At 64.0% G+C, this 22,057-nt stretch carries 22 protein-coding genes; 7 read left to right on the top strand and 15 right to left on the bottom strand.

Annotated elements, in window-relative coordinates; genetic code table 11:
• Positions 1 to 28: 28 nt before the first annotated feature.
• Entirely contained in the window at positions 29 to 730 is a 702-nt protein-coding gene (locus tag J1C52_RS03585; RefSeq protein WP_227426555.1) for a glutathione S-transferase N-terminal domain-containing protein, read from the top strand.
• Here the strand turns inward: J1C52_RS03585 and J1C52_RS03580 are convergent.
• The 7 genes from J1C52_RS03580 to guaA all read right to left on the bottom strand — a co-directional run bounded on the left by J1C52_RS03580 (position 727) and on the right by guaA (position 8,271).
• Positions 727 to 1,308 (bottom strand): nucleotidyltransferase family protein, encoded by a 582-nt coding sequence (locus J1C52_RS03580; RefSeq protein ID WP_227426554.1) that lies wholly within the window; start codon positions 1,306 to 1,308, stop codon positions 727 to 729. The genes J1C52_RS03585 and J1C52_RS03580 overlap by 4 nt on opposite strands.
• Positions 1,305 to 2,603 (bottom strand): branched-chain amino acid ABC transporter permease, encoded by a 1,299-nt coding sequence (locus J1C52_RS03575; RefSeq protein WP_227426553.1) that lies wholly within the window; start codon positions 2,601 to 2,603, stop codon positions 1,305 to 1,307. Before J1C52_RS03575 ends, J1C52_RS03580 begins: the two co-directional genes overlap by 4 nt.
• The gene (locus J1C52_RS03570) at positions 2,600 to 3,610 is read right to left on the bottom strand and encodes a branched-chain amino acid ABC transporter permease (protein ID WP_227426552.1); all 1,011 of its coding nucleotides are present in this window, start codon (positions 3,608 to 3,610) and stop codon (positions 2,600 to 2,602) included. The genes J1C52_RS03575 and J1C52_RS03570 overlap by 4 nt, the downstream gene beginning before the upstream one ends.
• 3 nt (positions 3,611 to 3,613) lie before the next feature.
• Entirely contained in the window at positions 3,614 to 4,324 is a 711-nt protein-coding gene (locus tag J1C52_RS03565) for an ABC transporter ATP-binding protein (RefSeq protein WP_227426551.1), read from the bottom strand.
• A gap of 69 nt (positions 4,325 to 4,393) precedes the next feature.
• The gene (locus tag J1C52_RS03560) at positions 4,394 to 5,179 is read right to left on the bottom strand and encodes an ABC transporter ATP-binding protein (RefSeq protein ID WP_227426666.1); all 786 of its coding nucleotides are present in this window, start codon (positions 5,177 to 5,179) and stop codon (positions 4,394 to 4,396) included.
• Between the two features lie 96 nt (positions 5,180 to 5,275).
• The gene (locus tag J1C52_RS03555; RefSeq protein WP_227426550.1) at positions 5,276 to 6,457 is read right to left on the bottom strand and encodes an ABC transporter substrate-binding protein; all 1,182 of its coding nucleotides are present in this window, start codon (positions 6,455 to 6,457) and stop codon (positions 5,276 to 5,278) included.
• A gap of 254 nt (positions 6,458 to 6,711) precedes the next feature.
• On the bottom strand, positions 6,712 to 8,271 hold the full coding sequence (guaA, locus tag J1C52_RS03550) for a glutamine-hydrolyzing GMP synthase (RefSeq protein WP_227426549.1): 1,560 nt from the start codon (positions 8,269 to 8,271) through the stop codon (positions 6,712 to 6,714).
• 205 nt (positions 8,272 to 8,476) lie between these two features.
• On the opposite strand from guaA, the gene J1C52_RS03545 reads away from it, so the two are divergent.
• Positions 8,477 to 8,851 (top strand): DUF4189 domain-containing protein, encoded by a 375-nt coding sequence (locus tag J1C52_RS03545; RefSeq protein WP_227426548.1) that lies wholly within the window; start codon positions 8,477 to 8,479, stop codon positions 8,849 to 8,851.
• On the opposite strand, the gene J1C52_RS03540 is transcribed toward J1C52_RS03545, so the two are convergent.
• Complete coding sequence (locus J1C52_RS03540; protein ID WP_227426547.1) at positions 8,844 to 10,073, bottom strand: glycerate kinase type-2 family protein; 1,230 nt, start codon at positions 10,071 to 10,073, stop codon at positions 8,844 to 8,846. The two genes, J1C52_RS03545 and J1C52_RS03540, sit on opposite strands and share 8 nt — an antisense overlap.
• A gap of 92 nt (positions 10,074 to 10,165) precedes the next feature.
• Between J1C52_RS03540 and fabG the strand changes: the two genes are divergently transcribed.
• Together fabG and J1C52_RS03530 are read left to right on the top strand one after the other, a co-directional pair.
• Complete coding sequence (gene fabG, locus J1C52_RS03535; RefSeq protein WP_227426546.1) at positions 10,166 to 10,903, top strand: 3-oxoacyl-[acyl-carrier-protein] reductase; 738 nt, start codon at positions 10,166 to 10,168, stop codon at positions 10,901 to 10,903.
• A gap of 118 nt (positions 10,904 to 11,021) precedes the next feature.
• On the top strand, positions 11,022 to 11,255 hold the full coding sequence (locus tag J1C52_RS03530; RefSeq protein ID WP_072245938.1) for an acyl carrier protein: 234 nt from the start codon (positions 11,022 to 11,024) through the stop codon (positions 11,253 to 11,255).
• A 92-nt stretch (positions 11,256 to 11,347) separates the two neighbouring features.
• On the opposite strand, the gene J1C52_RS03525 is transcribed toward J1C52_RS03530, so the two are convergent.
• The 4 genes from J1C52_RS03525 to J1C52_RS03510 form a co-directional block, all read right to left on the bottom strand.
• Positions 11,348 to 11,881, bottom strand: a complete 534-nt coding sequence (locus J1C52_RS03525) for a cytochrome b (RefSeq protein WP_227426545.1) — start codon at positions 11,879 to 11,881, stop codon at positions 11,348 to 11,350.
• Between the two features lie 106 nt (positions 11,882 to 11,987).
• Positions 11,988 to 13,751 (bottom strand): SulP family inorganic anion transporter, encoded by a 1,764-nt coding sequence (locus tag J1C52_RS03520; protein WP_227426544.1) that lies wholly within the window; start codon positions 13,749 to 13,751, stop codon positions 11,988 to 11,990.
• A gap of 125 nt (positions 13,752 to 13,876) precedes the next feature.
• A complete protein-coding gene (locus tag J1C52_RS03515) occupies positions 13,877 to 14,647 on the bottom strand; it encodes a polysaccharide deacetylase family protein (protein WP_227426543.1) in 771 nt (256 codons plus the stop codon).
• On the bottom strand, positions 14,634 to 15,578 hold the full coding sequence (locus tag J1C52_RS03510; RefSeq protein ID WP_227426542.1) for a glycosyltransferase family 2 protein: 945 nt from the start codon (positions 15,576 to 15,578) through the stop codon (positions 14,634 to 14,636). Before J1C52_RS03510 ends, J1C52_RS03515 begins: the two co-directional genes overlap by 14 nt.
• Positions 15,579 to 15,757: 179 nt before the next feature.
• Here J1C52_RS03510 and purB point away from each other — a divergent pair, with 179 nt between their 5' ends.
• The 3 genes from purB (at position 15,758) to J1C52_RS03495 (ending at position 18,508) form a co-directional block, all read left to right on the top strand.
• Positions 15,758 to 17,062: an adenylosuccinate lyase gene (gene purB / locus J1C52_RS03505; protein ID WP_227426541.1), complete on the top strand. Its 1,305-nt coding sequence runs from the start codon at positions 15,758 to 15,760 to the stop codon at positions 17,060 to 17,062.
• A gap of 69 nt (positions 17,063 to 17,131) precedes the next feature.
• Positions 17,132 to 17,296 carry a hypothetical protein gene (locus J1C52_RS03500; protein WP_227426540.1) on the top strand — a complete coding sequence of 55 codons (165 nt, stop codon included), beginning with the start codon at positions 17,132 to 17,134 and terminating at the stop codon, positions 17,294 to 17,296.
• 102 nt (positions 17,297 to 17,398) lie between these two features.
• Positions 17,399 to 18,508: a FliG C-terminal domain-containing protein gene (locus tag J1C52_RS03495; RefSeq protein WP_227426539.1), complete on the top strand. Its 1,110-nt coding sequence runs from the start codon at positions 17,399 to 17,401 to the stop codon at positions 18,506 to 18,508.
• On the opposite strand, the gene J1C52_RS03490 is transcribed toward J1C52_RS03495, so the two are convergent.
• The 3 genes from J1C52_RS03490 to J1C52_RS03480 form a co-directional block, all read right to left on the bottom strand.
• Complete coding sequence (locus J1C52_RS03490; protein ID WP_227426538.1) at positions 18,505 to 20,214, bottom strand: peptidoglycan -binding protein; 1,710 nt, start codon at positions 20,212 to 20,214, stop codon at positions 18,505 to 18,507. The two genes, J1C52_RS03495 and J1C52_RS03490, sit on opposite strands and share 4 nt — an antisense overlap.
• 2 nt (positions 20,215 to 20,216) lie before the next feature.
• The gene (locus J1C52_RS03485; RefSeq protein ID WP_227426537.1) at positions 20,217 to 21,419 is read right to left on the bottom strand and encodes a biopolymer transporter ExbB; all 1,203 of its coding nucleotides are present in this window, start codon (positions 21,417 to 21,419) and stop codon (positions 20,217 to 20,219) included.
• A gap of 165 nt (positions 21,420 to 21,584) precedes the next feature.
• Entirely contained in the window at positions 21,585 to 21,989 is a 405-nt protein-coding gene (locus J1C52_RS03480; RefSeq protein WP_227426536.1) for a DUF2852 domain-containing protein, read from the bottom strand.
• Between the last annotated feature and the right edge of the window lie 68 nt (positions 21,990 to 22,057).

The following is a 22,057-nucleotide window of genomic DNA, read 5'->3' as shown; positions in this document are numbered from 1 at the left end:
GAACCAACGCTATAGCAAAGGACGGATCATGACCATCAAGTTGCACTATTGGCCCACGCCGAACGGTTGGAAAATCTCCATCGCGCTGGAAGAGATGGGACTGCCCTATAACACCCATTTCGTGAATATCGGCGCGGGCGACCAGTTCAAGCCAGAGTTCCTGAAGATCGCACCGAACAACCGGATGCCCGCGATCGTGGATCCGGACGGGCCGGATGGCAAGCCGATCTCTATTTTCGAATCCGGCGCGATCCTGCAATATCTGGCGCGCAAGACAGGGCAGTTCTACGGGTCGACAGAGCGCGACCGAATCGCGGTCGATCAATGGTTGATGTGGCAGATGGGCGGGCTTGGCCCGATGGCGGGGCAGGCGCATCACTTCCTGAAATACGCCCCCGCGATGGAGCCGCCGAACGATCTGCCCTATGCCAAGGACCGCTACCGCAACGAGGTCGCGCGGCTTTACAAGGTGCTGGACAAGCAACTGGCAGATAACCGGTATGTCGCGGGCGATTTCTACTCGATTGCCGATATGGCGATCTGGGGCTGGGCGTCGCTCTGGGAAGGGCAGGCGCAGACACTTGACGACAAGCCGAACCTGAAACGCTGGCTGGATGAGGTCGGTGCGCGCCCGGCAGTCCAGAAAGGCCGCGCGCTGGCGGCGGATCAGCGCAGCGATGTGACCAGCGATAAAGAGGCACAGAAAGTGCTGTTCGGCAAACGCGATTAAGACTGTTCGCGCCACGCCGTCCAGGCCTCTGGCGTGTCCAGATCGGTCAGGGCGCGCTGGCCGGGCAAAGAGTGCAGGCGCGGCGGGAGATCGGCCAGGATCGCCCGCGCGCCTTGGTCGCCGGACAAGCGTTGCACCGCCGGGAACACTGCTTGCGGCAGGATGACCGGGTGGCCGGGACGGCCATCTTCGGTGGTGGCGCGCAGCGGGGTGGCTGGGGCCAAATCATGCGCCGCGAAAAGAGCGGTCATGTCATCGGTGGTAATATCGGGCATATCGGGCAGGGCGATCATCAGCGCGCTTGTCCCCAGCCCCTCTGCCCAAGCGCCCCCCGCGCGCAGGCTTGCGGCCATGCCTTCGGTCGCGTCTATGTCAAGAAGTGTCAGGCGCAGGCCATCCAGCGCCGCTATGCGCGCGCTGGCAAGGGGCAGGGTCACGGCCACAGCCGCACCTGTCGCCAAGGCCCGCATGGCAGAGCGGCGCAAGAGCGCCACACCGTCCACCTCTTTCAGCAGCTTGTCACGCCCCCGCATCCGCGAAGACGCGCCCGCCGCCGGAAGCAGGATCGCGCGGCTCATCTCTCCGGGATCAAACCGCGCGGCGCGAAGCGCAGCATCAACAGAAGCGCCACGCCCATGGTCAGAAGCCGCATGTAGCTGGCAGAGGCGAGCAGGTGATCCTTCAGGTCCGACCCGTCGGCCATGCCCGATGTGACCAGTTCCATGAACCAGCGGCCTGCCGGTTCGACCTGCACCCAAAGGAACCAGATGACGAAACCGCCCAGCACCGCGCCCCAGTTATTGCCGGACCCGCCGACGATGACCATGACCCAGATCAGGAAGGTAAAGCGCAAGGGTTCATAGCTGCCTGGCGTCAGCTGGCCGTCCATCGACACCATCATCGCGCCCGCCAGACCGCAGACGGCAGAGCCGAGCACGAAAATGGCCAGATGGCGCTGTTTCACATCCTTGCCCATCGCGCGGGCCGACACTTCATTGTCGCGGATCGCGCGCATCATCCGGCCCCAAGGCGAATTCCACGCGCGTTCCGACAGCCAGATCAACGCGCCCAAGACCAGCGCGAACAGGCCCGCATAGCCAAGGCCAGACACGACCGATGCGGTTTGCTGCACGTCCCAGCCAAGGCTGTCGGCCAGCGATTGAACCCAGGGCGCCGTTTGCAGGTCCACGGGCCGCGCGACGGGGCGGTCAATGCCGGTCACGTTGTTCACGCCGCGCGACATCCACCCCTCGAATTTCAGCACGGCGATCACGATTTCCGAGATGCCGAGCGTGGCGATAGCCAAGTAATCCGAACGCAGGCCAAGGCTGACCTTGCCGACCATCCACGCGACACCGGCGGCGAACAGCGCACCCACGGGCCATGCCAGAACGACCGGCAGGCCAAGCCCGCCCAAGTAGCCCTCGGAGGCGGGGTTCACCGCCTCGATCGCCTGCGTGGCGGGGCCGAAGACGGCAGAGGTGATGAAATACCCGACTGCCAGAACGGCGAACACGGCCAGACCGCGCATCCGCCCTTTGGGCAGGCGCTGATAGACGACAATCGCCGCCAAGATCGTCGCCACGCCCAAAAGCAAGCCCAAGAGCGCGCCTGCACCCCCGGCGGCCCATGCCTCTGGCACCGGGGGTTGGGCGACCAGCACCACGGCCAGACCGCCCACGGCGGTAAAGCCCATGACACCCACGTTGAACAGGCCCGCATAGCCCCATTGCATGTTCACGCCCAAGGCCATGATGGCCGAGATCAGGCTCATGTTCAGGATGGTGATCGCCAATTGCCAGCTTTGGAACAGGCCCACACAGGCCAAGGCCAGCCCCATCAGGGCGAACAGAAGCGGTCCGCGCGCACTCATAGCACTTTCCCCTTGAAGATACCCGTGGGCCGGAACAGCAGCACGATGACCAGAATGGCGAAGGTCACGGCGAATTTGTAATCGACCGGCAAAAGCTGGACCATGCCGCTGGGCTCAATCCCATCCGGCAGCATGTAGCTAACCACGCGCCGCCATGCGAAGGTCACGCCCATTTCCGCGAATGCCACGACATAAGCGCCGACGATGGCCCCCAAGGGGTTGCCCAGCCCGCCAAGGATGGCGGCGGCGAACATCGGCAGCAGCAGTTGGAAATAGTTGAAGGCGCGGAAGCCCTTGTCCAGCCCGTAAAGCGTGCCTGCCAGAACCAGCAGGATCGCGGTGATGACCCATGTGATCGTGACCACGCGCTCGGGGTTGATGCCCGACAGAAGCGCCAGATCCTCGTTATCGGAATAGGCGCGCATGGATTTGCCCGCGCGGGTGCGGTTCAGGAACCAGAACAGCGCAACCATCACGATCAACGCGGTCACGATGGTGATGAATTGCGCATTGCGCAGCGCAAGCCCTTCAGCCAGCCCGGTGAAATCGCGGAACTCGCGCACGCTGAAGACGAAACGCTCGCCATCCTCGAACCGGGTTTCGCCCACACCCATGAAAAGGCGGGTGATGCCGTTTGTCACGAACATGACACCGAGCGAGGCCATCACGAAAATCATCGGCTTCGCGCGCACGCGGCGATAGTAGCGATAGACCAAGCGGTCAGCGGCCAGCAGATACAGCACCATCGCCACCACGCCAAAGGGCACGGCCAGAAGCGCGGTCGGCAAGGGCGCGATGTTGACGCCCGCGCTTTGCAGCGCAAAGGTGCCGCCGATCACGGCCGCCGTGCCCAATGCCATGGTGTCGCCATGGGCGAAATGGGCAAAGCGCAGGATGGAATAGACCAGCGTGATGCCCAGCGCGCCCAGCGCCAACTGGCTGCCATAGGCCAGCGCCGGGATCAGCATGAAGTTCGACAGGCTGACGAGTGCGTTCAGGAAATCCATGTCTCAGCCCCCCAAGAAGGATTTGCGCACATCCGGGTCGGCCAGCAGCGCTTGGCCCGTGTCGGTGTAGCGGTTGGCGCCTTGCACCAGAACATAGCCTTTATCAGCGATTTCAAGCGCTTGACGGGCGTTCTGTTCCACCATCAGGATGGAAATCCCGGTGCGGGAAATCTCGATGATGCGGTCGAACAGCTCGTCCATAACGATGGGGCTGACGCCGGCGGTCGGCTCATCCAGCATCAGAACCTTCGGCTTGGTCATCAGCGCGCGGCCCACGGCGACCTGTTGGCGCTGCCCGCCCGACAACTCCCCCGCCGCCTGAGCACGCTTGTCGCGCAGGATGGGGAAGAGGTCATAGACCTGCTCCATCGTGGCGCGAATGTCGTCGCGGCGGATGAAGGCGCCCATTTCAAGGTTCTCTTCCACGCTCATAGAGGGGAAGATGTTGCTCGTTTGCGGCACGAAGCCCATGCCCTTGGCCACGCGCGCCTGGGGGCTGAGGGCGGTGATATCCTCGCCCTCCAGCCGCACCGCGCCCTCGCGCAGCTTCAGCATACCGAAGACGGCCTTCATCGCGGTCGATTTGCCCGCGCCATTGGGGCCGACGATGACGGCAATCTCGCCCTTTTCCACGGCGATGGTGCAGGAATGCAGGATATCCGCGCCGCCATAGCCGCCGGTCATGGCGTCACCGATCAGGAAAGGCTCAGCCATGAGTTACCTCGTCGCATTTCATCTTGCCCCAAATACTCAAATCCGCCGCTTGGCCACAGGCGCGCGCTCTCATGCCGCGCCTTCCTTGGTCTTGTTCTTCAGGCCGGTGCCCAGATAGGCCTCGATCACCTGCTCGTTGGCCTTGATCTCGTCCAGCGTGCCCTCTGCCAGCACCTTGCCTTCGGCCATGCAGATGACCGGATCGCAAATGCGGCCGATGAAATCCATGTCATGTTCGATCACGACAAAGGTGTAGCCCTGTTCCTTGTTCAGCCGCACGATGGCATCGGCGATGGTGTTCAAAAGCGTGCGGTTCACGCCTGCGCCGACCTCGTCCAGGAACACGATCTTGGCGTCTGTCATCATGGTGCGGCCCAGTTCCAGCAGCTTTTTCTGCCCGCCCGAAATCTGGCCTGCCTTTTCATCGGCGATGTGGTCGATGGTCAGGAATTCCAGCACCTCGTTCGCGCGCTGCCGAATGGCTTCCTCTTCCTGCGCCACTTTCGCACCGCGAAACCAAGCATCCCACAGGTTTTCGCCCGATTGGCGCGGCGGCACCATCATCAGGTTCTCGCGCACGGTCATGGAATGGAATTCATGCGCGATCTGGAAGGTGCGAAGCAGTCCCTTGTGGAACAATTCATGCGGGGGCAGGCCGGTAATGTCCTCTCCCTGCATGATGACCTTGCCCGATGTGGGCGGCAGCACGCCCGCGATCACGTTGAACAGCGTCGTCTTGCCCGCGCCATTGGGCCCGATCAGCCCTGTGATGGAGCGCTCGGCAATTTCCAGCGTTGCGCCATCGACCGCGTGAAAGCCGCCGAAATGCTTGTGCAGGTTTTCCACCCGTATCATGGACATGGATACACTGGTCCTGTTTGTGGCCCCGATTTAAGGGATGCGGCCCAAGGGTTTCCCCAAGGGCCGCAAAACCGGGTCTGTGTCAGAAGCTTAGTGGAACTTCACGGTGTTGTATTCGCCATTTTCGACGACATACTCGCGGAAGCTGCCCGCGGCTTCGCCGGGGCCGACCAGTTCCACATTGGTTGCGCCGACATAGTCGATCTCGCCACCATTTGCGAGGATTTCCAGACCCTTGGCCAGCTCACCCGGCAGGATCGGCTCGCCCGGTGCGTTGGCAACGGCCAGAATGTTGGCGGCAATGCCCGCAGGGGTTGCTTCGCCAGCGGCCTGTGCGGCAAGGGCCAGAAGGGCCGCCGCGTCATAGCTTTCGCGGGTGTAGCTGCTGTCAGCGCGCACGCCAGCGGCTTCGGCCACGGTGTTGAAGGCTTCTGCGCCATCGCCCTGTGCCCACGGAATGGTGCCAACGGTGCCTTCCAGCGCCTCGCCGGTATTGGCGATCAGCGCGTCGCCATACATGCCGTCACCCATGAAGAACTGGTCGAACGCGCCCAACTCGTAAGCCGTGCGCAGGGTCGAGCCGCCGCCATCGGTGTAGCCCAGGATCACCAGCGCGTCGCCGCCAGCAGCCGCCAGCGCGCCCACTTCGGCCGAGTAGTCGCCCTTGGCTTCTTCATGCGGCACGGTGGTGGTGATGGTGCCGCCGCCTGCGGTGTAAGCTTCGGCAAAGGCGGTCGCAAAGCCAGAGCCGTAGTCGTTGTTGGTGTGGGTCAGAGCCACGCTGGTCAGGCCGCGTTCCAGCACGATCCCGGCCAGGATTTCGCCTTGGCGCGCGTCAGAAGGCGCGGTGCGGAAGAACAGACCGTTCGAGTCGGTCGTGGTAAAGGCGGGCGAGGTCGCCGAGGGCGAGATCATCGGCACGCCGGCCGACATGGCCACGTTTTGCAGCACGGCCATGGTCACGCCAGAGCAATCCGCGCCGACCATTGCGACAATGCCTTCGGACGAGATCAGACGCTCGGCGGCGGCTTGCGCGGCAGAGCTGTCCACGCAGGTCGAATCGGCGCGCACGGGCGTGATGGTGGCCCCGCCAAGGAACAGGCCGCTGTCACTGACCTCTTTCATGGCCAGTTCGGCGCTGTCGGCCATGTAGGGGGTGATGTCTTCGATCGGGCCGGTATAGCCCAGCAGCACGCCCATCTTGACCTCTTGGGCCGAGGCGATGCCTGCGGAAAGCGCCAGCGCGGTGCTGGCGAGAAGCAGTTTCTTCATTGGTAATCTCCCTAAGTGTTCTTGATTATGTTCTGCAATCAGCCGAACCGGCGGTTCATCCGCCCTGTCCACCTGCGTAGCATGTCGTTTTGGCTTGGAAAAGCCCATTTGCCGCGGGTCAAGGGACGGCTAACCTAGCGTCAGCGTTGCAAGCCGGATGAAGCGCCGTGACATGCAAACGCCCGCGCGGGTGCGCGGGCGTCCAAGAGGGGATGAAGGGCGCAACAGCGCGTCCCGGTCCCGAAGTGATGCGGTTATTCCAGTTCGATCGTGCCGGGCGGTTTGCTGGTGCAATCGTAGAAGACCCGGTTGATCCCGCGCACCTCGTTGATGATGCGGGTCGCGGTTTCACCCAGAAATTCGTGGGTGAACGGGTAATAATCCGCCGTCATCCCATCCACGGAAGTCACCGCGCGCAGCGCCAGCGCGTAATCATAGGTCCGCCCGTCGCCCATCACGCCCACGGTGCGCATGGGCAGGATCGCGGCGAAAGCCTGCCAGATCTCGTCATAAAGCCCATGTTTGCGGATCTGGTCGATATAGACCGCGTCGGCGCGGCGCAGGATATCCAGCTTCTCGCGCGTGATCTCTCCGGGGCAACGGATGGCCAGACCGGGACCGGGGAAGGGGTGGCGGCCGATGAAACTGGCGGGCAAGCCCAACTCGCGGCCAAGCGCGCGCACTTCGTCCTTGAACAACTCGCGCAGCGGTTCGACCAGTTTCAGCCCCATCTTTTCGGGCAGACCGCCGACATTGTGGTGCGATTTGATCGTGACGGACGGCCCGCCCGAGAAGCTGACCGATTCGATCACATCAGGATAAAGCGTGCCTTGGGCGAGGAATTCCGCGCCCTCGATGGCCCCGGCGTATTTCTGGAACACGTCGATGAACAGCCGCCCGATGATCTTGCGCTTGGTTTCAGGGTCGCTCACACCCTCCAACTCGCCAAGGAACAGGTCGGATTCGTCGGCATGGATGAGCGGGATGTTGTAATTATCGCGGAACATTGCGACGACTTGTTCCGCCTCGTTCAGGCGCAACAGGCCGTGATCGACGAAAACACAGGTCAACTGGTCGCCGATCGCTTCGTGGATCAGCACGGCGGCGACAGAGCTGTCGACCCCGCCCGACAACCCGCAGATGACGCGTTTGTCGCCCACCTGTTCGCGGATCTTGGCAATCGCCTCGGCGCGGTAAGCGCCCATCGTCCAATCGCCGGTGAACCCTGCAAGCGTCAGGAAATTGCCCAGCATCTGCGCGCCTTTGGGCGTGTGGTGCACTTCCGGGTGGAACTGCACGGCGTAGAAGCGGCGCGCCGGGTCGCCCACGATGGCGAAGGGCGCATTGGGCGAGGTCGCGATCACGTCAAAGCCGGGGGCAAGGGCGGTTACGCGGTCGCCATGGCTCATCCAGACCTGTTCGCGGCCCGCGTCGAACAGACCCTTGAAGATCGTATCTCCCGCATGGCCGGACGCCGGTTCGATATAGGCGCGGCCAAATTCGGCATGATGACCGGATTCGACGCGCCCGCCCAACTGCTCCATCATCACCTGCTGGCCGTAGCAGATGCCGAAGACGGGCACGCCCATCTCGAACACCTTTTGCGGCGCGCGGGGGCTGCCGGGTTCGGGCACGGAACCGGGGCCGCCCGACAGGATGATCGCCTTGGGCGCGCGGGCGGTCAGGAAGGCGTCATCAACCGTGTTGAACGGGTGAATTTCGCAATAGACATTCCACTCGCGCAAGCGCCGCGCAATCAGCTGCGTGACCTGAGAGCCGAAGTCGATGATGAGGCAGAAATCATGCTGTGTCATGGCCAAAGCGCATAGGGCAAAGCCTGCAAGGCGGCAAGAGGCTAGGCGCGCGATGCACGGCCCATGCTTGCAATATCCGCACTCAACCCCACGCTGCAATGGCCCGCCATTGGCCGATTTTTCTTGATCGGGTGCCGCAACGGGCGCAGGCTTTTGCAACGATTACGGAAATTTGGAAGGTGGCCCGGACGAAAGGACTGACACGATGGCACGGATAACTCTGACGGTTTCGGCGCTTGTGGCGCTGATCGGGCTACAGGCGGTGCCTGTGGCGGCAGGCGAATGCGGGTATGATTACTGTTGGGGGGCTGTCGGTATCGGGCCTTCGGGCGAATGGGGCTATTCCTATGGCAAATGGTCCGAGGAAGACGCCTATAACACCGCCCAGGACGGCTGCCGCTGGGGCTGCACAATCGTCAAGACCTTCTACAATTCCTGCGGGGCGATTGCGGTGGCCGATAACGGCGCATGGGGCTTTGGCCGCGAATGGAACCGCGAATTGGCCGAAAGCACCGCCGTGAACTGGTGCATGGATAATGGCCGCAACTGCCGCACGCGGGTTTGGGCGTGTTCTAAGTAACGGCAAGGATTTGCAGGTCGGCCACATTGGTGCCGGTCCCGCCCGTGACCAGCAGATCGCCAGCGAGCCTGAGCGCGGCGTGGCTGTCATTATTGGCCAAAAGCGCGTCGGGATCGCCGCCCGCGTCGCGTATGCGCCGGATCGTGGCGCCATCGACCAGCGCCCCCGCCGCCTCGGTCGGCCCGTCACGCCCATCGGTGCCGGCGGATAGAAACCGCCACCCCTCGCGGCCCGCCAAGGCCTGCGCCACGCGCAGCGCCAGTTCCTGGTTGCGCCCGCCTAGGCCCGTGCCGCGCAGGGTGACGGTGGTTTCCCCGCCCAGCACGGTCACGCCGGGGCGGTCCGCCATTGCAATGATGCGCGCAGCGGCCTCTGCCACGTCGCCCTCTAGCGGAGTGGGGTCGGCCTGTGCGCCGGGCAAAGCCGCCGCCGCCGCCGCGACAGATTGCGCGTTCGACCCGATCAGGTGGTTCGCGGCTTGGGGCAGGGGGCTGTCATCCCCCTCGCGGCGCAGCACGGCGCGCACCGTGTCGGGCAGCTTCGGCCACAGCCCGTGATCTTCCAGCAGGCGCATCGCCTCTGCCCGCGTGCAGATGGGCGCGACCGTGGGGCCAGAGGCGATGACGCGCAGATCGTCGCCGATCACGTCCGACAGGATCAGCGCGGTCACGGGCGCGGGCGCGGCTTGCCGGAGCAGCCCGCCGCCTTTCAGCCGCGACAGGTGCTGACGCACCATGTTCATCTGGGTGATGTCCAGACCCGCGCCCAGCAGCAGGCGGTTGACCTCTGCCTTGTCCTCCAGCGTCAGGCCCGTCACGGGCGCAGGCACCAATGCCGAGCCGCCGCCAGAGACCAGCACCAGCACCGCGTCATCCGCCGTGGTCCGCGCCAGCAGCTTTTGCACCGCAAGCCCCGCTTGCAGCCCGTTCTCATCTGGCACCGGGTGGCCCGCCGCCATGACCCGCGCGCCGGGCACGGGGTCCGCGTTCTCGTAATTGGTCACGACCAGCGCGGCATGGGGCGCGGGCAGATGCGCCAGCGCCGCCCCCATCATCGCGCCTGCCGCCTTGCCGATGGCCACAAGGAACAGACGCCCCTTGGGCGGCAGGAACAGCCCTTGTTGCAGCGCGCGCGTCACGCCCGCGCCGGGATCAGCCGCCGCGACACCGGCCATGAAGGCCGCGCGCAATGCGTCGGGCGTGGGAAGGGGCAGAGTGCTCATGTCATGTGCTTTCGCCTTGGCCTGCCGCACATTGGCTTGCTATAGGGGCAAATGACAAGACCAAGACATCGCAGCACAGGGAAAGGCCCGCCATGTTCGACCTGACAGGAAAACGCGCACTCATCACCGGGGCATCGGGCGGGATCGGCGCGGCCATCGCGCGGGCGCTGCACGGGGCAGGGGCCACGGTGGCGCTGTCGGGCACCCGCGAGGCACCGCTGGCCGCGCTGGCGTCCGAGCTGGGCGAACGGGCGCATGTTGTCCCCTGCAACCTGTCCGACCCCGCTGCCGTGGCCGATCTGGTCAAACAGGCAGGCGACGCGATGGGCGGCGTGGATATTCTGGTCAACAATGCCGGTATCACCCGCGACAACCTTGCCATGCGCATGTCCGATGCGGAATGGCAGGACGTGATCGACGTGAACCTGAGCGCGTCTGCCAAGCTGATGCGCGCGGCCATGCGCGGCATGATGAAGGCGCGCTGGGGGCGGGTGGTGAATATCACCTCTGTCGTGGGAGCAACCGGCAATCCGGGGCAGATGAACTATGCCGCGGCCAAGGCCGGGCTTGTGGGCGCCAGCAAGGCGCTGGCGCAGGAAGTGGCGTCGCGCGGGATCACGGTCAATTGCGTGGCCCCCGGTTTCATCGCCACCCCCATGACCGACGCGCTGAGCGACGACCAGAAGGCCGCGATCAATAGCCGCATCCCCACCGGGCGCATGGGCACCCCCGAAGAGATTGCGGGCGCTGTGCTTTACCTGGCAAGCCCGGAAGCGGGTTATGTGACGGGCGCGGTGCTGCATGTGAATGGCGGTATGGCGATGGTCTAGGCCACACGGGACTTGACGTAAGGCCGCATTGCCCCTATTCGGCGCGGCACGCAGGCCCGTGGGGGCGGGCGAGGGACATTTCAGGGCCAGCCTTGGCCGCAACAACACGAGGACTATCATGAGCGATATCGCGGATCGGGTGAAGAAAATCGTCGTCGAGCACCTGGGTGTGGACGAAGCCAAGATCACGGAAGGCGCATCCTTCATCGACGATCTGGGCGCAGACAGCCTGGACACGGTGGAACTGGTCATGGCCTTTGAAGAAGAATTCGGCATCGAGATCCCCGATGACGCCGCCGAGAACATCCAGACCTTCGGCGATGCGGTGAAATTCATCACCGAGGCCGCGTAAGCGACCGCTGAGAGTTTCGGGCGCAAGCCCTTGAACTGAAAACGCCACTCCGGATTGGAGTGGCGTTTTTGCTTGGGCGCGCGGCGCGGGGCTCAGGACCGTTCGGGCAAGATGCGCGTCATGGCCCCGTCGCGCTTGAAACGCTGGTGCCAGATGGCGGCGGCGATATGCAGCCCCACGAGCGCGATCATCAGCTTCGACCCCAGCCCGTGCGGGATGCGCGGCAGGTAATCGCCGAAATCGGGCAAGGGCGCGGTGCTGCCGAAGAACACGACCTCTCCGGCCCCTGACAGCGCCATAAGCGCGATGCCCGACAGGGTCATGACCAGAAGCAGCACGTAAAGCGCCGCATGGCCTGCTTTCGCGGCCAAGGCCTGCGTGCCCGTGCCCAAGGGGTCGGGGTGGCGGTCTGCGATGACCCACCACAGAATGCGTGCCAGCGTCAGCGCCAGCACGGCCAGCCCGATGGGCACATGCCATTGCAGAATGGCGATCTGGCGGGCGTCCTCTATGGGGCCGTCCATCATCTGGCCTGTCACCATCAGGGCCAGAATGGCCAAGGCGGTCAGCCAGTGAATGGCCATGGCAATGCTGCCATAGCGGGTTGGGGTGCTTTTCAGCGGCATCTGGGGCGTCCTTTGGTCTACCGGATTCGCGCGTGTTCCCTGCCAACGCGGCAGGGCCGGGTTTCCGTCGCGGCGCGGGGCGCTGCGCTATAAAAAATTTTCCGCCTTATGCCGTGCGCAACAAGGTGTCGCAGCGGTCCTCGCTGCGGCACGCCTGCGTCAGCTCGGGCGAGAGTTTGGCCATCGCGTCGAATTGCGTCAGGAACACCTCGCCCGTCAGGTCGGCCAAGAAATGGCCGCGCGATAGCTGGTCCATGACCGGGCCTTTCACCTCTGACAGGTGGAAGGTCACGCCGCCATCCTTCAGCCGGGTGTTGATTGCTTCAAGGCTCTCCAGCGCCGAGGCGTCGATATAATTGACCGCCGTGCATTGCAGCACCACATGGCGCAGGCCGGGCTGCTCGGAGAGCGCTTTCACGATCCGATCTTCCAGCGCGCGCGCGTTCGGGAAATAGAGCGATTCATCCACGCGAATGGCAAAGACCTCTGGGTCGGTCACAACGCGGTGACGCTCGACATTGCGGAAATGCTCGGTCCCGGCCACTTGCCCGACCACCGCCATATGCGGGCGCGAGGTGCGGAACAGGAACAGGCCCAGCGACAGGCCGACACCGGCCAGCAAGCCTTGCTCGACCCCCATGGTCAGCGTGACCAGCATGGTTGCCGCCATCGCCGCGCCATCGGCGCGCGAATAGGACCATGTGCGGGGCAGGGCGCGGAAATCGAGCAGGCTCAGCACCGCCACGATGATGATCGCGGCCAGAGTGGCGCTTGGCAGGTAATACATCAGCGGCGTCAGCACCATGATCGCCGCGCCGATGGACAGCGCCGTCATCGCGCCCGCCGCAGGGGTGGATACGCCCGCGTCATAGTTGACGATTGTGCGCGACAAACCGCCCGTCACCGGCATGGCGTTCGAGATGCCTGCGCCCAGATTGGCCAGCCCCAGCGCGATCAGCTCATTATCGGGGTTCACCGACTGGCGCTTTTTCGCGGCCAGCGTCTGCGCGATGGAGATACTTTCCACATAACCCACGATGGCGATCATCACGGCGGGCACCAGCAACAGCTGGATCAGCCCCATATCCATCGGCGGCAGGCCGAATTCGGGCAGACCGCGCGGAATATCCCCCACGATCGCCACGCCGCCCCAGTTGCTCAGGCCAAAGATCCATGTCAGCAGGGTCGAGACGACGACCGCCACCAGAAGCGCGGTTTTCGCCAGCAGTTTCGCCATGTCGGGCTGGATACCGTAGCGCTGTAACAGGGGTGCGGCCCCTTTGCGCGACCAGAACAGGAAGGTCAGAAGCGCTGCCGACAAGATGACCGTCACGGGGTTGATGCTGGTCAGGTTGGCGAAAATGGACGGGATCACCTCTGGCAGGGTCTTGCCCTTGATCGGTGCGCCAAGGATATGGCGCAATTGGCTGGCAGCAATCAGGATGCCCGCTGCCGTGATGAAGCCAGAGATCACCGGGTGCGACAGGAAATTCGCTACAAAGCCCAGCCGGAACACGCCCATCGCCAGCATCAGCGCGCCCGAGATCAGCGCAAGCCAGAGGGCGGCATAGTGAAATTCCGCGCTGCCCGCCGTCGCCACCGCGCCCGCAGAGGCCGCCGTCATCAGCGCGACCACGGCCACCGGACCAACCGCCAAGGGGCGCGAGGTGCCAAAGACCGCGTAGATCAGCAAGGGCAGGATCGCGCCGTAAAGCCCGGCTTGCGGCGGCAGGCCCGCGAGCATGGCATAGGCCATGCCCTGCGGAATCAGCATGATCGTGACCACGGCGGCGGCGATCGCGTCATTTGTCAGATCGTCGCGCGAATAGCCGGGCAACCATGTCAGGATGGGAAGATAGTGCTTGAGCATCGGGGCGAACCTGTGTCTTGGGCCGGGGAAACCCGCGTGCAGGCGGGCAGGGCGGCTGGGATTTGGCCCCTATATAGCCGAGCATGTTCATATTGCAAGTTTTGAATATTACTTACACATGCAAGTTACGCGTCAGAAAGCTGCGACCAAACTGCGCCCACCGGGCGCGGGGTTGCGCCAAGGGCGATGGCCTGTTGCAACAGCGCGTCCAGATCCCGCGGGGCAATGCCGTAGGGGCTGGGGTCATCCTGCACATCATGCGTGAACAAAACGACCCAACCACCTGTTGTTGCAGCATTTTCCATAAGTCGCTGCGCCGCGCCCAGATTGTCGGGCCGGTGACTGCCCAGATCGCAGGCGTAAAGCTGCATCCGGTCGGCAAAGGCGCGGTTCACCCCGCCACGCACCCCGCGCGCGGTGGCCACATGCCCCATCAGCGCGCGTTTCAGGGGCAGGGTGGTTTCGCCATAGGGATAGGCGAAATGCGGGCTGGGGTTCGCGCCAAGAATATCCTGTAACGCGCTGATATTGGTCTGAATATCCGCCAAGGCCTGTGCCGGGCCGAGCGTTGTCAGATCGGCATGGGAATGGGTGTGCAGCGCGATCTCGTGGCCGTCGCTTGCCAATGTCCGCAGGCGCGCGGGCGTCGTGATCGGCCCGGATACCCCGTCTTGGCCCAGCAGGCCCGTGGCAATGTAGAAGGTGGCGTGCAGCCCGTGGGGTTGCAGCACCTCCAGCCCGCGCGTGCACGCGCTGTCAGGGCAGTCGTCAAAGGCCACCGACAGGTGAAACCCGGCCCCCACGGGCCGCATCGGCGCCACGCGCACCATGCCCGTCAGCCGCCGCGCCACGCGCCGCGAGAGGGTCATCCGCTGGTGGCCGTCATCCTCTGTCATGATAGGCCACCGCGTAATGCGATGCGCGATAGAGCTTCAGCGCGTAAAGCCGCAATTTGACGGGCAGGGCCGGCACAAGTGCCAGCGATCTGAACAGGCTGGCCAGCCGGTCGGTAAAGGGTAGGAAAGAGACGGCACGCGCGACCCGCGCAATCGGCATCCGGGCCACGTCGCGCGGGTATAACCCCTTGATATGCCGAAAACTCGCGACCGAATCCTGATATTTGGCAATCAGCACCAGATCGGGTTCCAGCCCGCGATGCCGGGCCTGGTTGTCGATGTGAAGGACCGGGAAATCGCGCGAGATGCGCCAGCCCCATTCCACGTCTTCCCAGCCCCAGGCCTGGAATTGCGGATCGAACAGGTTTTGCGCGACCACATCGCGATGCACGAAAATCGACGAGCTGTAGACATGGCGGCCCGGATCGCGCGCGCGCTCGGACGCCGGTTTGCATTCGGATTTCATGGATTGCGCGGCGTGCAGCCGGGTTTCGGGGCGGATGTCGGATTTATCGACCCGGAAGCCGCCGACAATGCAACAGGGCTGCGCGTAGCGGTCTGCCGCGTCTTGGTAGATCGCGACGAAATCGGTTCGGTCCAGCCCCATATCGGCATCCAGCATCAGCACCCACGGGGCGTGCAGGTTGCGCAGCATGACGTTGCGCGCATTGGCGCGGCCCGTGTTGCGGCTAAGGGTGTGCAGCACTGCGGGGCCGGGGAAGCTGTCCAGCGCCTGGCAGACGCGGGCCGTCAGATCGGGCACTTGCGTGCCATCGTCACACAGCTGGACACGAAAGCTCTGCGCATCGGCCTGTTGGGCCAGTTCCGTGATCAGGGGCACCGGGTCGTCCTTGAAGAACGGGATGCAAATATCCACGCTCGCAGGCATATCGGCGCGCCAGACCTGTTGTGACGCAGAAACTGAAGTCACGATACCCCCGGAAGCTTCGTTAACCAGATGTTAACAAAACACGGGGGGCATGGCGACCGATCAAATATACCCATAATCAGTATTATGTTAAATAAACCTGTGCGACCCTGCGTTACTTGCGGTAATCCTGTCGAGCGGCTATCAGGCGCGCAACGTCGTATCTCGAAAGGCTTGCCCGCATGATCCCGCGCTATTCCCGCCCCGATATGGTTGCCATCTGGTCGCCGGAAACCAAGTTCCGCATCTGGTACGAGATTGAGGCCCATGCCTGCGATGCGCAAGCAAAACTGGGTGTGATCCCGGCAGAAAGCGCAGCTGCGGTCTGGAAAGCCAAGGATGTAGACTTCGACGTGGCCCGCATCGACGAGATCGAGGCCGTCACGAAGCATGACGTCATCGCCTTCCTGACACATCTGGCAGAGATCATCGGCAATGACGAAGCGCGTTTCGTGCATCAGGGCATGACCAGCTCGGACGTGCTGGACACCACGTTCAACGTGCAGCTTGTGCGCGCGGCCGATCTGCTTCTGGCCGATATGGATGCGCTGCTGGATGCGCTCAAGCGCCGCGCGATGGAGCATAAATTCACCATCCGCATGGGCCGCAGCCATGGCATTCATGCCGAACCGACGACCATGGGCCTGACCCTGGCGCGCTTCTATGCCGAGATGAAGCGCAACCGGGACCGTCTGGCCGCTGCCCGCGCAGAGGTCGCCACGGGTGCGATTTCCGGCGCGGTGGGCACTTTCGCCAATATCGACCCCGCGGTCGAGGCGCATGTCTGCGAACAGATGGGCCTGTCCCCCGAACCCATCAGCACGCAGGTCATCCCCCGCGACCGTCACGCCATGTTCTTTGCCACGCTGGGTGTGATCGCCAGCAGCATCGAAAACGTCGCCATCGAAATCCGCCACATGCAGCGCACCGAAGTGCTTGAAGCGGAAGAGTTTTTCAGCAAGGGCCAAAAGGGTTCCTCGGCCATGCCGCACAAGCGCAACCCGGTCCTGACAGAGAACCTGACGGGTCTGGCCCGACTGGTGCGCATGGCAGTCATCCCGGCCATGGAAAACGTGGCGCTCTGGCACGAGCGCGACATCTCGCACAGCTCTGTCGAGCGCATGATCGGCCCGGATGCGACCGTCACGCTCGATTTCGCCCTCGCCCGTCTGACCGGCGTGATCGACAAGCTGGTGGTCTACCCCGACAACATGATCGCGAACATGAACAAGTTTCGCGGACTGATCCACAGCCAGCGCGTGCTCTTGGCGCTGACCCAAGCCGGTGTCAGCCGCGAAACCGCCTATACGCTTGTGCAGCGCAACGCGATGAAGGTCTGGGAGGAAGGCAAGGATTTCCTGGAGGAACTGCTGGCCGATGCAGATGTTCGCGCCGCGCTTAGCGAAGAGGCGATCCGGTCAAAATTCGATCTGGATTACCACACGAAACATGTGGAAACCATCTTCGCGCGCGTCTTTGCCGAGTAATTCGGAAACATGTATTGAAAACGCAAGATTCGTGCTAGGCTTTCTCTTACCCAAGATGAAAGGTGACGCATGAAACTGAAGATGACTCTTGCAGCCCTCACTCTCGGCTTTCTTCCGGGGATGGCCCTTGCCAGCGGGTGCAGCTGGCAAAAAGAAGCGACCGCGAATGCTTGCGCCGAAGGCCAAGTCTATGACAGCGAAAGCGGCAGCTGCATCACACCCGCCACCAGCTAATTCCAGCGCCCCTCTCCGAGGGGCGTTTTTTGTTGGGCGCGTCAACGAATTCTTCAGGGGTTCGGGCCTAGGGTCGGTCTGTAGCTTTGCAACAGGCTTGTCATGTCCGGATCGAATATCGCGCTGGCGACCGGGGGGGTGGCCCCCGGTATCTCTGCGCAGCCCCCTACGGCGCGCCCTGCCCCGCAGCCCAAGCCACGGGCGCGCACCGACCATCTGACGGGCACGCAGAAAGCCGCGATCATCGTGCGGGTTCTGCTGGCCGAAGGGGTTGATTTTCCTTTCGGGGCCATCCCGTCGCAGGACCAGACAGAAATGACGCGCGCGCTGGCGTCCTTGCGGCTGATCGACCGGCCCACCATGTGCGCGGTGGTCGAGGAATTCGTCGAGATGCTGGAACAGGTCGGGCTGTCCTTTCCCGACAGTTTGGAAGAGGCGTTGAAACTGCTGGATGGCAAGCTGGATGCGCAGGCCACCAAGCAGTTACGTGCGCTCGCGCGCGGCGGCGATGGGGCCGACCCCTGGACCGATATCGAATTGGCCGATGATGCAGAGCTGTTGCGCATCCTTCAGCAGGAAAGCACGGTCGTGGGAGCGGTCGTTCTGTCGAAGCTGAGCACCGAAAAGGCGGCGGGCCTTCTGGCCGCGCTGCCCGGCGATCTGGCGCAAGTGCTGGCGCTGGCGGTCGCGCGCACTGAAACCATCGCGCCCGATGCCGTGGCGCGCATTGGCGCGGCGCTGGCCGAACAGCTGCGTGACAAACCCGCGCGCGCCTTTGCCACCCCCTCGACCCGGCGTGTGGGCGAAATTCTGAACTCTACCGCCGCCGGTTTGCGCGACGAACTGCTGCAAGGGTTGGAGCGGTCGGATGCGGCCTTCGCCACCGGCGTGCGCAAGGCGATCTTCACCTTTCAGGACATCCCGGCGCGGGTCAATCCGCGCGATGTGGCCAGTGTCGTGCGCGCGGTGGCCGAGGATGATCTGCGCCTGATCCTTGCCGCGCAAGACCCCGGCTGCACCCCGACGATGGAATTCTTGCTGTCCAACATGAGCAAACGTCTGGCCGAAGGGCTGCGTGAAGATGCGGCCACCCTGCCCCGCCCGACGGCCAAGGCGCTCGACGCCGCGCAATCCCGCGTCGCGGGCGCGGTGCGCGCGATGGCGGATGCGGGCACGATCACGCTAATCAAGCACGAGGAAGAGGAGGATTAACGCTCGGTCAGCTTCAACTCGATCCGGCGGTTCTGCGCCCGCGCCTCTGGCGTGTTGGCCGTGTTCACGGGACGGTATTCGCCAAAACCGGTGGCCGCCAACCGTTCCGGCGGAAAGCCAAGGCTTTCTGTCATGAAGCGCACGACCGACAGCGCGCGGGCTTGGCTCAGCTCCCAGTTGTCGGCAAATTCGGCCCCCGGTGCCAGCGCCAGATTGTCGGTATGCCCATCGACCCGCAAAATCCAGTCGATGTCGTCGGGGATGCGGTCAGACACCTCGCGCAGGATATTCACCACATTGGTGATCTGCGCGCGGCCCTCGGCGGCCAGATCGGCAGAACCGAGTTCGAACAGCACCTCTGACGAAAACACGAAACGGTCGCCCACGATCTGGATCTCGTCGCGCCCTTCCAGCACATCGCGCAGCCGCCCGAAAAATTCCGACTGGAAGCGCTCCAGCCGCGCGCGCTCTGCCGCTTCCAGATCGGCACGGGCCTTTTGCTCGGCGGCCAGTTCCGCCAACGCAAGGTTCAGATCGGCGCCAAGCGCCTCGATCTGCGTATTCGCCGCATCCTCGCGCGCACGGGCCTCGCCCAGCAGGTCTTGCAAGCCGCCAACCTGACCGCGCAGCGCCGCGACCTGCTGGTTCAGCAATTCCAACCGCCGCGCATCGTCAGCGCTGGCGGCGTCCTGCTCGGCCAAGGTCTGGCGCGCCATGGCCAAAAGCGCCGCCTCGCGGTCGCGGGCGGTGGTCTCGGCCTGCAGATCGGCCTCCAGCTCTGCCTGCGCCGCGCGGGCGGCGGCCAGAAGCGTCAGCGTTTCCTCGGCGCGCGCGCGCTCGGCTTCCAGCGCCAAGGTCAGCGCGGTCAATTCGGTATCGGCCTCTTCCAGACGTGCACGCAGGGCTTCGGCAGCGGCGGCCTCTGCCAGCCGGGTCTGTTCTTCGTCACTGAGCGCGGTTTCCACATCGGCCAAGCGCGCGCGCAGGGCTTCCGCCGCCGCCGCTTCGGCCAGACGCGCGGCTTCGGCCTCGTCCAGAAGGTTGGCCATTTGCGCCAGCGTCGCATCGCGCCCGGCGGCTTCGGCCTGCGCATCTGCGAGCGCCGCTTCGACCGCATCGGCGCGGGCCGCGGCCAAGCGCGCGGCCTCTGCCTCTGCGTCCAGTTCGGTGCGCAGATTGGCCAGTGCCAGTTGCAGCGCCTCTTGCTCGTCGATCAGCACCGCTTGCGCCGCTTCCAACTCGGCCAGGTCCGCGCGCAAGGCCTGCCCTTCGGCCAAGGCGCTGTCACGCGCCCCGATCAGGGCGGCGACCTGCGCTTCGAAATCGGTGATCTGCGCGCGCGCACTCGCCAAGTCGTCCTCGCTTGCCGCAAGATCGCGGGTCAAGCCCGCGATGGTTGCAAGCTGTGCCGAGATCTGCGCCTCTGCCCCGCCAAGGTCCGCGCGCAACCCCGACACTTCGCTTTCCAGATTGGCCACGCGCGCCCGCGACAGGCCCAAGGCATTCGCCAGTTGCGCGACCTCTGCGCTCAGCCCTTCCAGTTGCGTGTCCTGCGCGCTGATCGTGTCGCGCAGCACGAATTGCACGATCATGAAGATCGAGAGCACGAACATCAGCACCAGCAAAAGGGCCGTCATCGCATCGACAAAGCCCGGCCAGATCGCGCCGCTGACATCGCGTTGGCTGCCCCTGCGTGACAGCGCCATGCCTAGCCCCCGTCCTTGCGCGGCGCGCCAAAGCCACCGCGCGACAATTGCCGCACCGCCAAGGTCAGAGTCGAGAGGTCAGAGCGCAAATCGGCCGTGGTTTCCAGCCGTCCCGCCGAGAGTTCTTCGGCGATGCGCAGAAGCTGGCTGTCGATATTGCGCAGCCGCAGTCGGATCTCGGCATCTGAATGCGGGCCGCCTTGCGCGTCCTCGCGCTGGTAATAGGACAGGATCTGTTCCTGGCTGGCGGCGATACGCTCCAGCGTCGGTTCGGCCCCGCCCATGCCACCCGCGGCAAGGCGGTCGATCGCTTCGACCAGCAGGCCAAGCGCCTGATCGAGTTGCGCGCGCTCTGTATCGGCCTGAAGCTGCTGGCGGCGCATTGCCTCCATCTGCTCGGCCATGGAATCGAGCACCTGCACGATGGCACCAAGTTCTTGCCCCTGCTCGACCTCGCCACCGGCAAAGCCAAGCCGGGTGATCGAGGACAGCCATTCTTCCAGCTGACGGTAAAAGCGGTTCTGGCCATGGCCTGCGAACAACTCCAGCAAGCCCACGACCAGCGACCCCGCAAGCCCCAGAAGCGACGAGGAAAACGCCGTGCCCATGCCGCCCAGCTGTGCCTCTAGCCCCGACATGAGGTTGGCGAAGACCTCGATCCCGGTTTGCGAGTCGTCCGGGGCAAGCGAGCGGATGGTTTCCACCACCGCCGGCACGGTCGTGGCCAGCCCGTAGAACGTGCCCAGAAGGCCCAGGAAAATCAGCAGGCTGATGATGTAGCGCGTGATGTCGCGCAATTCGTCCAGCCGTGTGGCGACCGACTCAAGAATGGATTGCGCCGAGGCAGAGCCGATCTGCGCCCCCCTGCCCCGCCCGCGCAGCAATGCCGCCAGCGGCACCAGCAAGCCCGGCGGCACCGTCGCCTCATGGCCCACGCGTTCGGCGGCGAAGCCCTCGATCCAGACGATCGAGCGGTTCAGCTGGATAACTTGCCAGATGGTCGCCAGAACGCCGATGATGAAGACGAGGAAAATCACCCCGTTGAGCCAGACATTCGCAAGGAAAATGCCAGAGACGCGCGGGAAGGCGAAATAAGATCCGATGGCCACCAAAGCGATGACAAGAAGCATCAGGGTGATCTGCCGCACGGGCCTGGAAAACTGCGTTTTTGCCCCAAACTGGGCCCCAAACTGGGATCGGGCCATTGGTCTTGCCTTGGTCCATTGCTTTGCGCTGACCATAAAGGCGAAAGAAATACCTGCCAATGCCGATTTCCGGGGCGGGCCGCAAAATATTGTGTGTCGCGGCAGCTTGGGCACAAAATTGAACCGCCCCCTTGGGGGCGGCTTGAAGGGCGCGATCCGTCAGGATCAGGCGTCTTGCGTGACCTCTGCCGTCTCGGTCTCGCGGCGTTTGCGGTTCTCGGCCATGAAGGCGTCGAACTCGGCCTTGTCCTTGGCGTCGCGCAGGCGGGTCAGGAAGGCGTCGAAGGCGGCCTGCTCGTCTTCCAGACGGCGCAGGGTTTCGGCCTTGTAGGCGTCGAAGGCGCTGTTGCCCGACGATCCGTAGACGGTTTTCATGCGGCTGGATTTGCGGCAGGACGATTTGAACATGGATTTCCCCCAGATCATGTAAGCAAGAAGTGCAAGGCCCACGGGCCAAAAGACGATGAAGCCAAGGACCATCGCGGCGATCCAGGCTGGTTTTCCATAGCCGTCAAGCCAGTATTCGGCGCGGCGAAACCAGTTCGACGGGGCGGCGGCAAGCGTTGTCATGGTATCCCTTTCATATGTTGCGTCACGTTACATTGTGAATGTTATTCACATTTACATATCTGGGAGGA

The sequence above is a fragment of the Roseibaca sp. Y0-43 genome, from assembly GCF_020667835.1.
GTDB lineage: Bacteria > Pseudomonadota > Alphaproteobacteria > Rhodobacterales > Rhodobacteraceae > Roseinatronobacter.
The sequence above is the reverse complement of the archived record's forward strand: the minus strand, read 5'-3'. Positions and strand labels throughout refer to the sequence as shown.

What these genes read in the sequence shown, in the direction of transcription:
- J1C52_RS03585 (WP_227426555.1), top strand. Translation starts at nt 29, where the DNA reads ATGACCATCAAGTTGCACTATTGGCCCACGCCGAACGGTTGGAAAATC.
- J1C52_RS03580 (WP_227426554.1), bottom strand. Translation starts at nt 1,308, where the DNA reads ATGAGCCGCGCGATCCTGCTTCCGGCGGCGGGCGCGTCTTCGCGGATG.
- J1C52_RS03575 (WP_227426553.1), bottom strand. Translation starts at nt 2,603, where the DNA reads ATGAGTGCGCGCGGACCGCTTCTGTTCGCCCTGATGGGGCTGGCCTTG.
- J1C52_RS03570 (WP_227426552.1), bottom strand. Translation starts at nt 3,610, where the DNA reads ATGGATTTCCTGAACGCACTCGTCAGCCTGTCGAACTTCATGCTGATC.
- J1C52_RS03565 (WP_227426551.1), bottom strand. Translation starts at nt 4,324, where the DNA reads ATGGCTGAGCCTTTCCTGATCGGTGACGCCATGACCGGCGGCTATGGC.
- J1C52_RS03560 (WP_227426666.1), bottom strand. Translation starts at nt 5,179, where the DNA reads ATGATACGGGTGGAAAACCTGCACAAGCATTTCGGCGGCTTTCACGCG.
- J1C52_RS03555 (WP_227426550.1), bottom strand. Translation starts at nt 6,457, where the DNA reads ATGAAGAAACTGCTTCTCGCCAGCACCGCGCTGGCGCTTTCCGCAGGC.
- guaA (WP_227426549.1), bottom strand. Translation starts at nt 8,271, where the DNA reads ATGACACAGCATGATTTCTGCCTCATCATCGACTTCGGCTCTCAGGTC.
- J1C52_RS03545 (WP_227426548.1), top strand. Translation starts at nt 8,477, where the DNA reads ATGGCACGGATAACTCTGACGGTTTCGGCGCTTGTGGCGCTGATCGGG.
- J1C52_RS03540 (WP_227426547.1), bottom strand. Translation starts at nt 10,073, where the DNA reads ATGAGCACTCTGCCCCTTCCCACGCCCGACGCATTGCGCGCGGCCTTC.
- fabG (WP_227426546.1), top strand. Translation starts at nt 10,166, where the DNA reads ATGTTCGACCTGACAGGAAAACGCGCACTCATCACCGGGGCATCGGGC.
- J1C52_RS03530 (WP_072245938.1), top strand. Translation starts at nt 11,022, where the DNA reads ATGAGCGATATCGCGGATCGGGTGAAGAAAATCGTCGTCGAGCACCTG.
- J1C52_RS03525 (WP_227426545.1), bottom strand. Translation starts at nt 11,881, where the DNA reads ATGCCGCTGAAAAGCACCCCAACCCGCTATGGCAGCATTGCCATGGCC.
- J1C52_RS03520 (WP_227426544.1), bottom strand. Translation starts at nt 13,751, where the DNA reads ATGCTCAAGCACTATCTTCCCATCCTGACATGGTTGCCCGGCTATTCG.
- J1C52_RS03515 (WP_227426543.1), bottom strand. Translation starts at nt 14,647, where the DNA reads ATGACAGAGGATGACGGCCACCAGCGGATGACCCTCTCGCGGCGCGTG.
- purB (WP_227426541.1), top strand. Translation starts at nt 15,758, where the DNA reads ATGATCCCGCGCTATTCCCGCCCCGATATGGTTGCCATCTGGTCGCCG.
- J1C52_RS03500 (WP_227426540.1), top strand. Translation starts at nt 17,132, where the DNA reads ATGAAACTGAAGATGACTCTTGCAGCCCTCACTCTCGGCTTTCTTCCG.
- J1C52_RS03495 (WP_227426539.1), top strand. Translation starts at nt 17,399, where the DNA reads ATGTCCGGATCGAATATCGCGCTGGCGACCGGGGGGGTGGCCCCCGGT.
- J1C52_RS03490 (WP_227426538.1), bottom strand. Translation starts at nt 20,214, where the DNA reads ATGGCGCTGTCACGCAGGGGCAGCCAACGCGATGTCAGCGGCGCGATC.
- J1C52_RS03485 (WP_227426537.1), bottom strand. Translation starts at nt 21,419, where the DNA reads ATGGCCCGATCCCAGTTTGGGGCCCAGTTTGGGGCAAAAACGCAGTTT.
- J1C52_RS03480 (WP_227426536.1), bottom strand. Translation starts at nt 21,989, where the DNA reads ATGACAACGCTTGCCGCCGCCCCGTCGAACTGGTTTCGCCGCGCCGAA.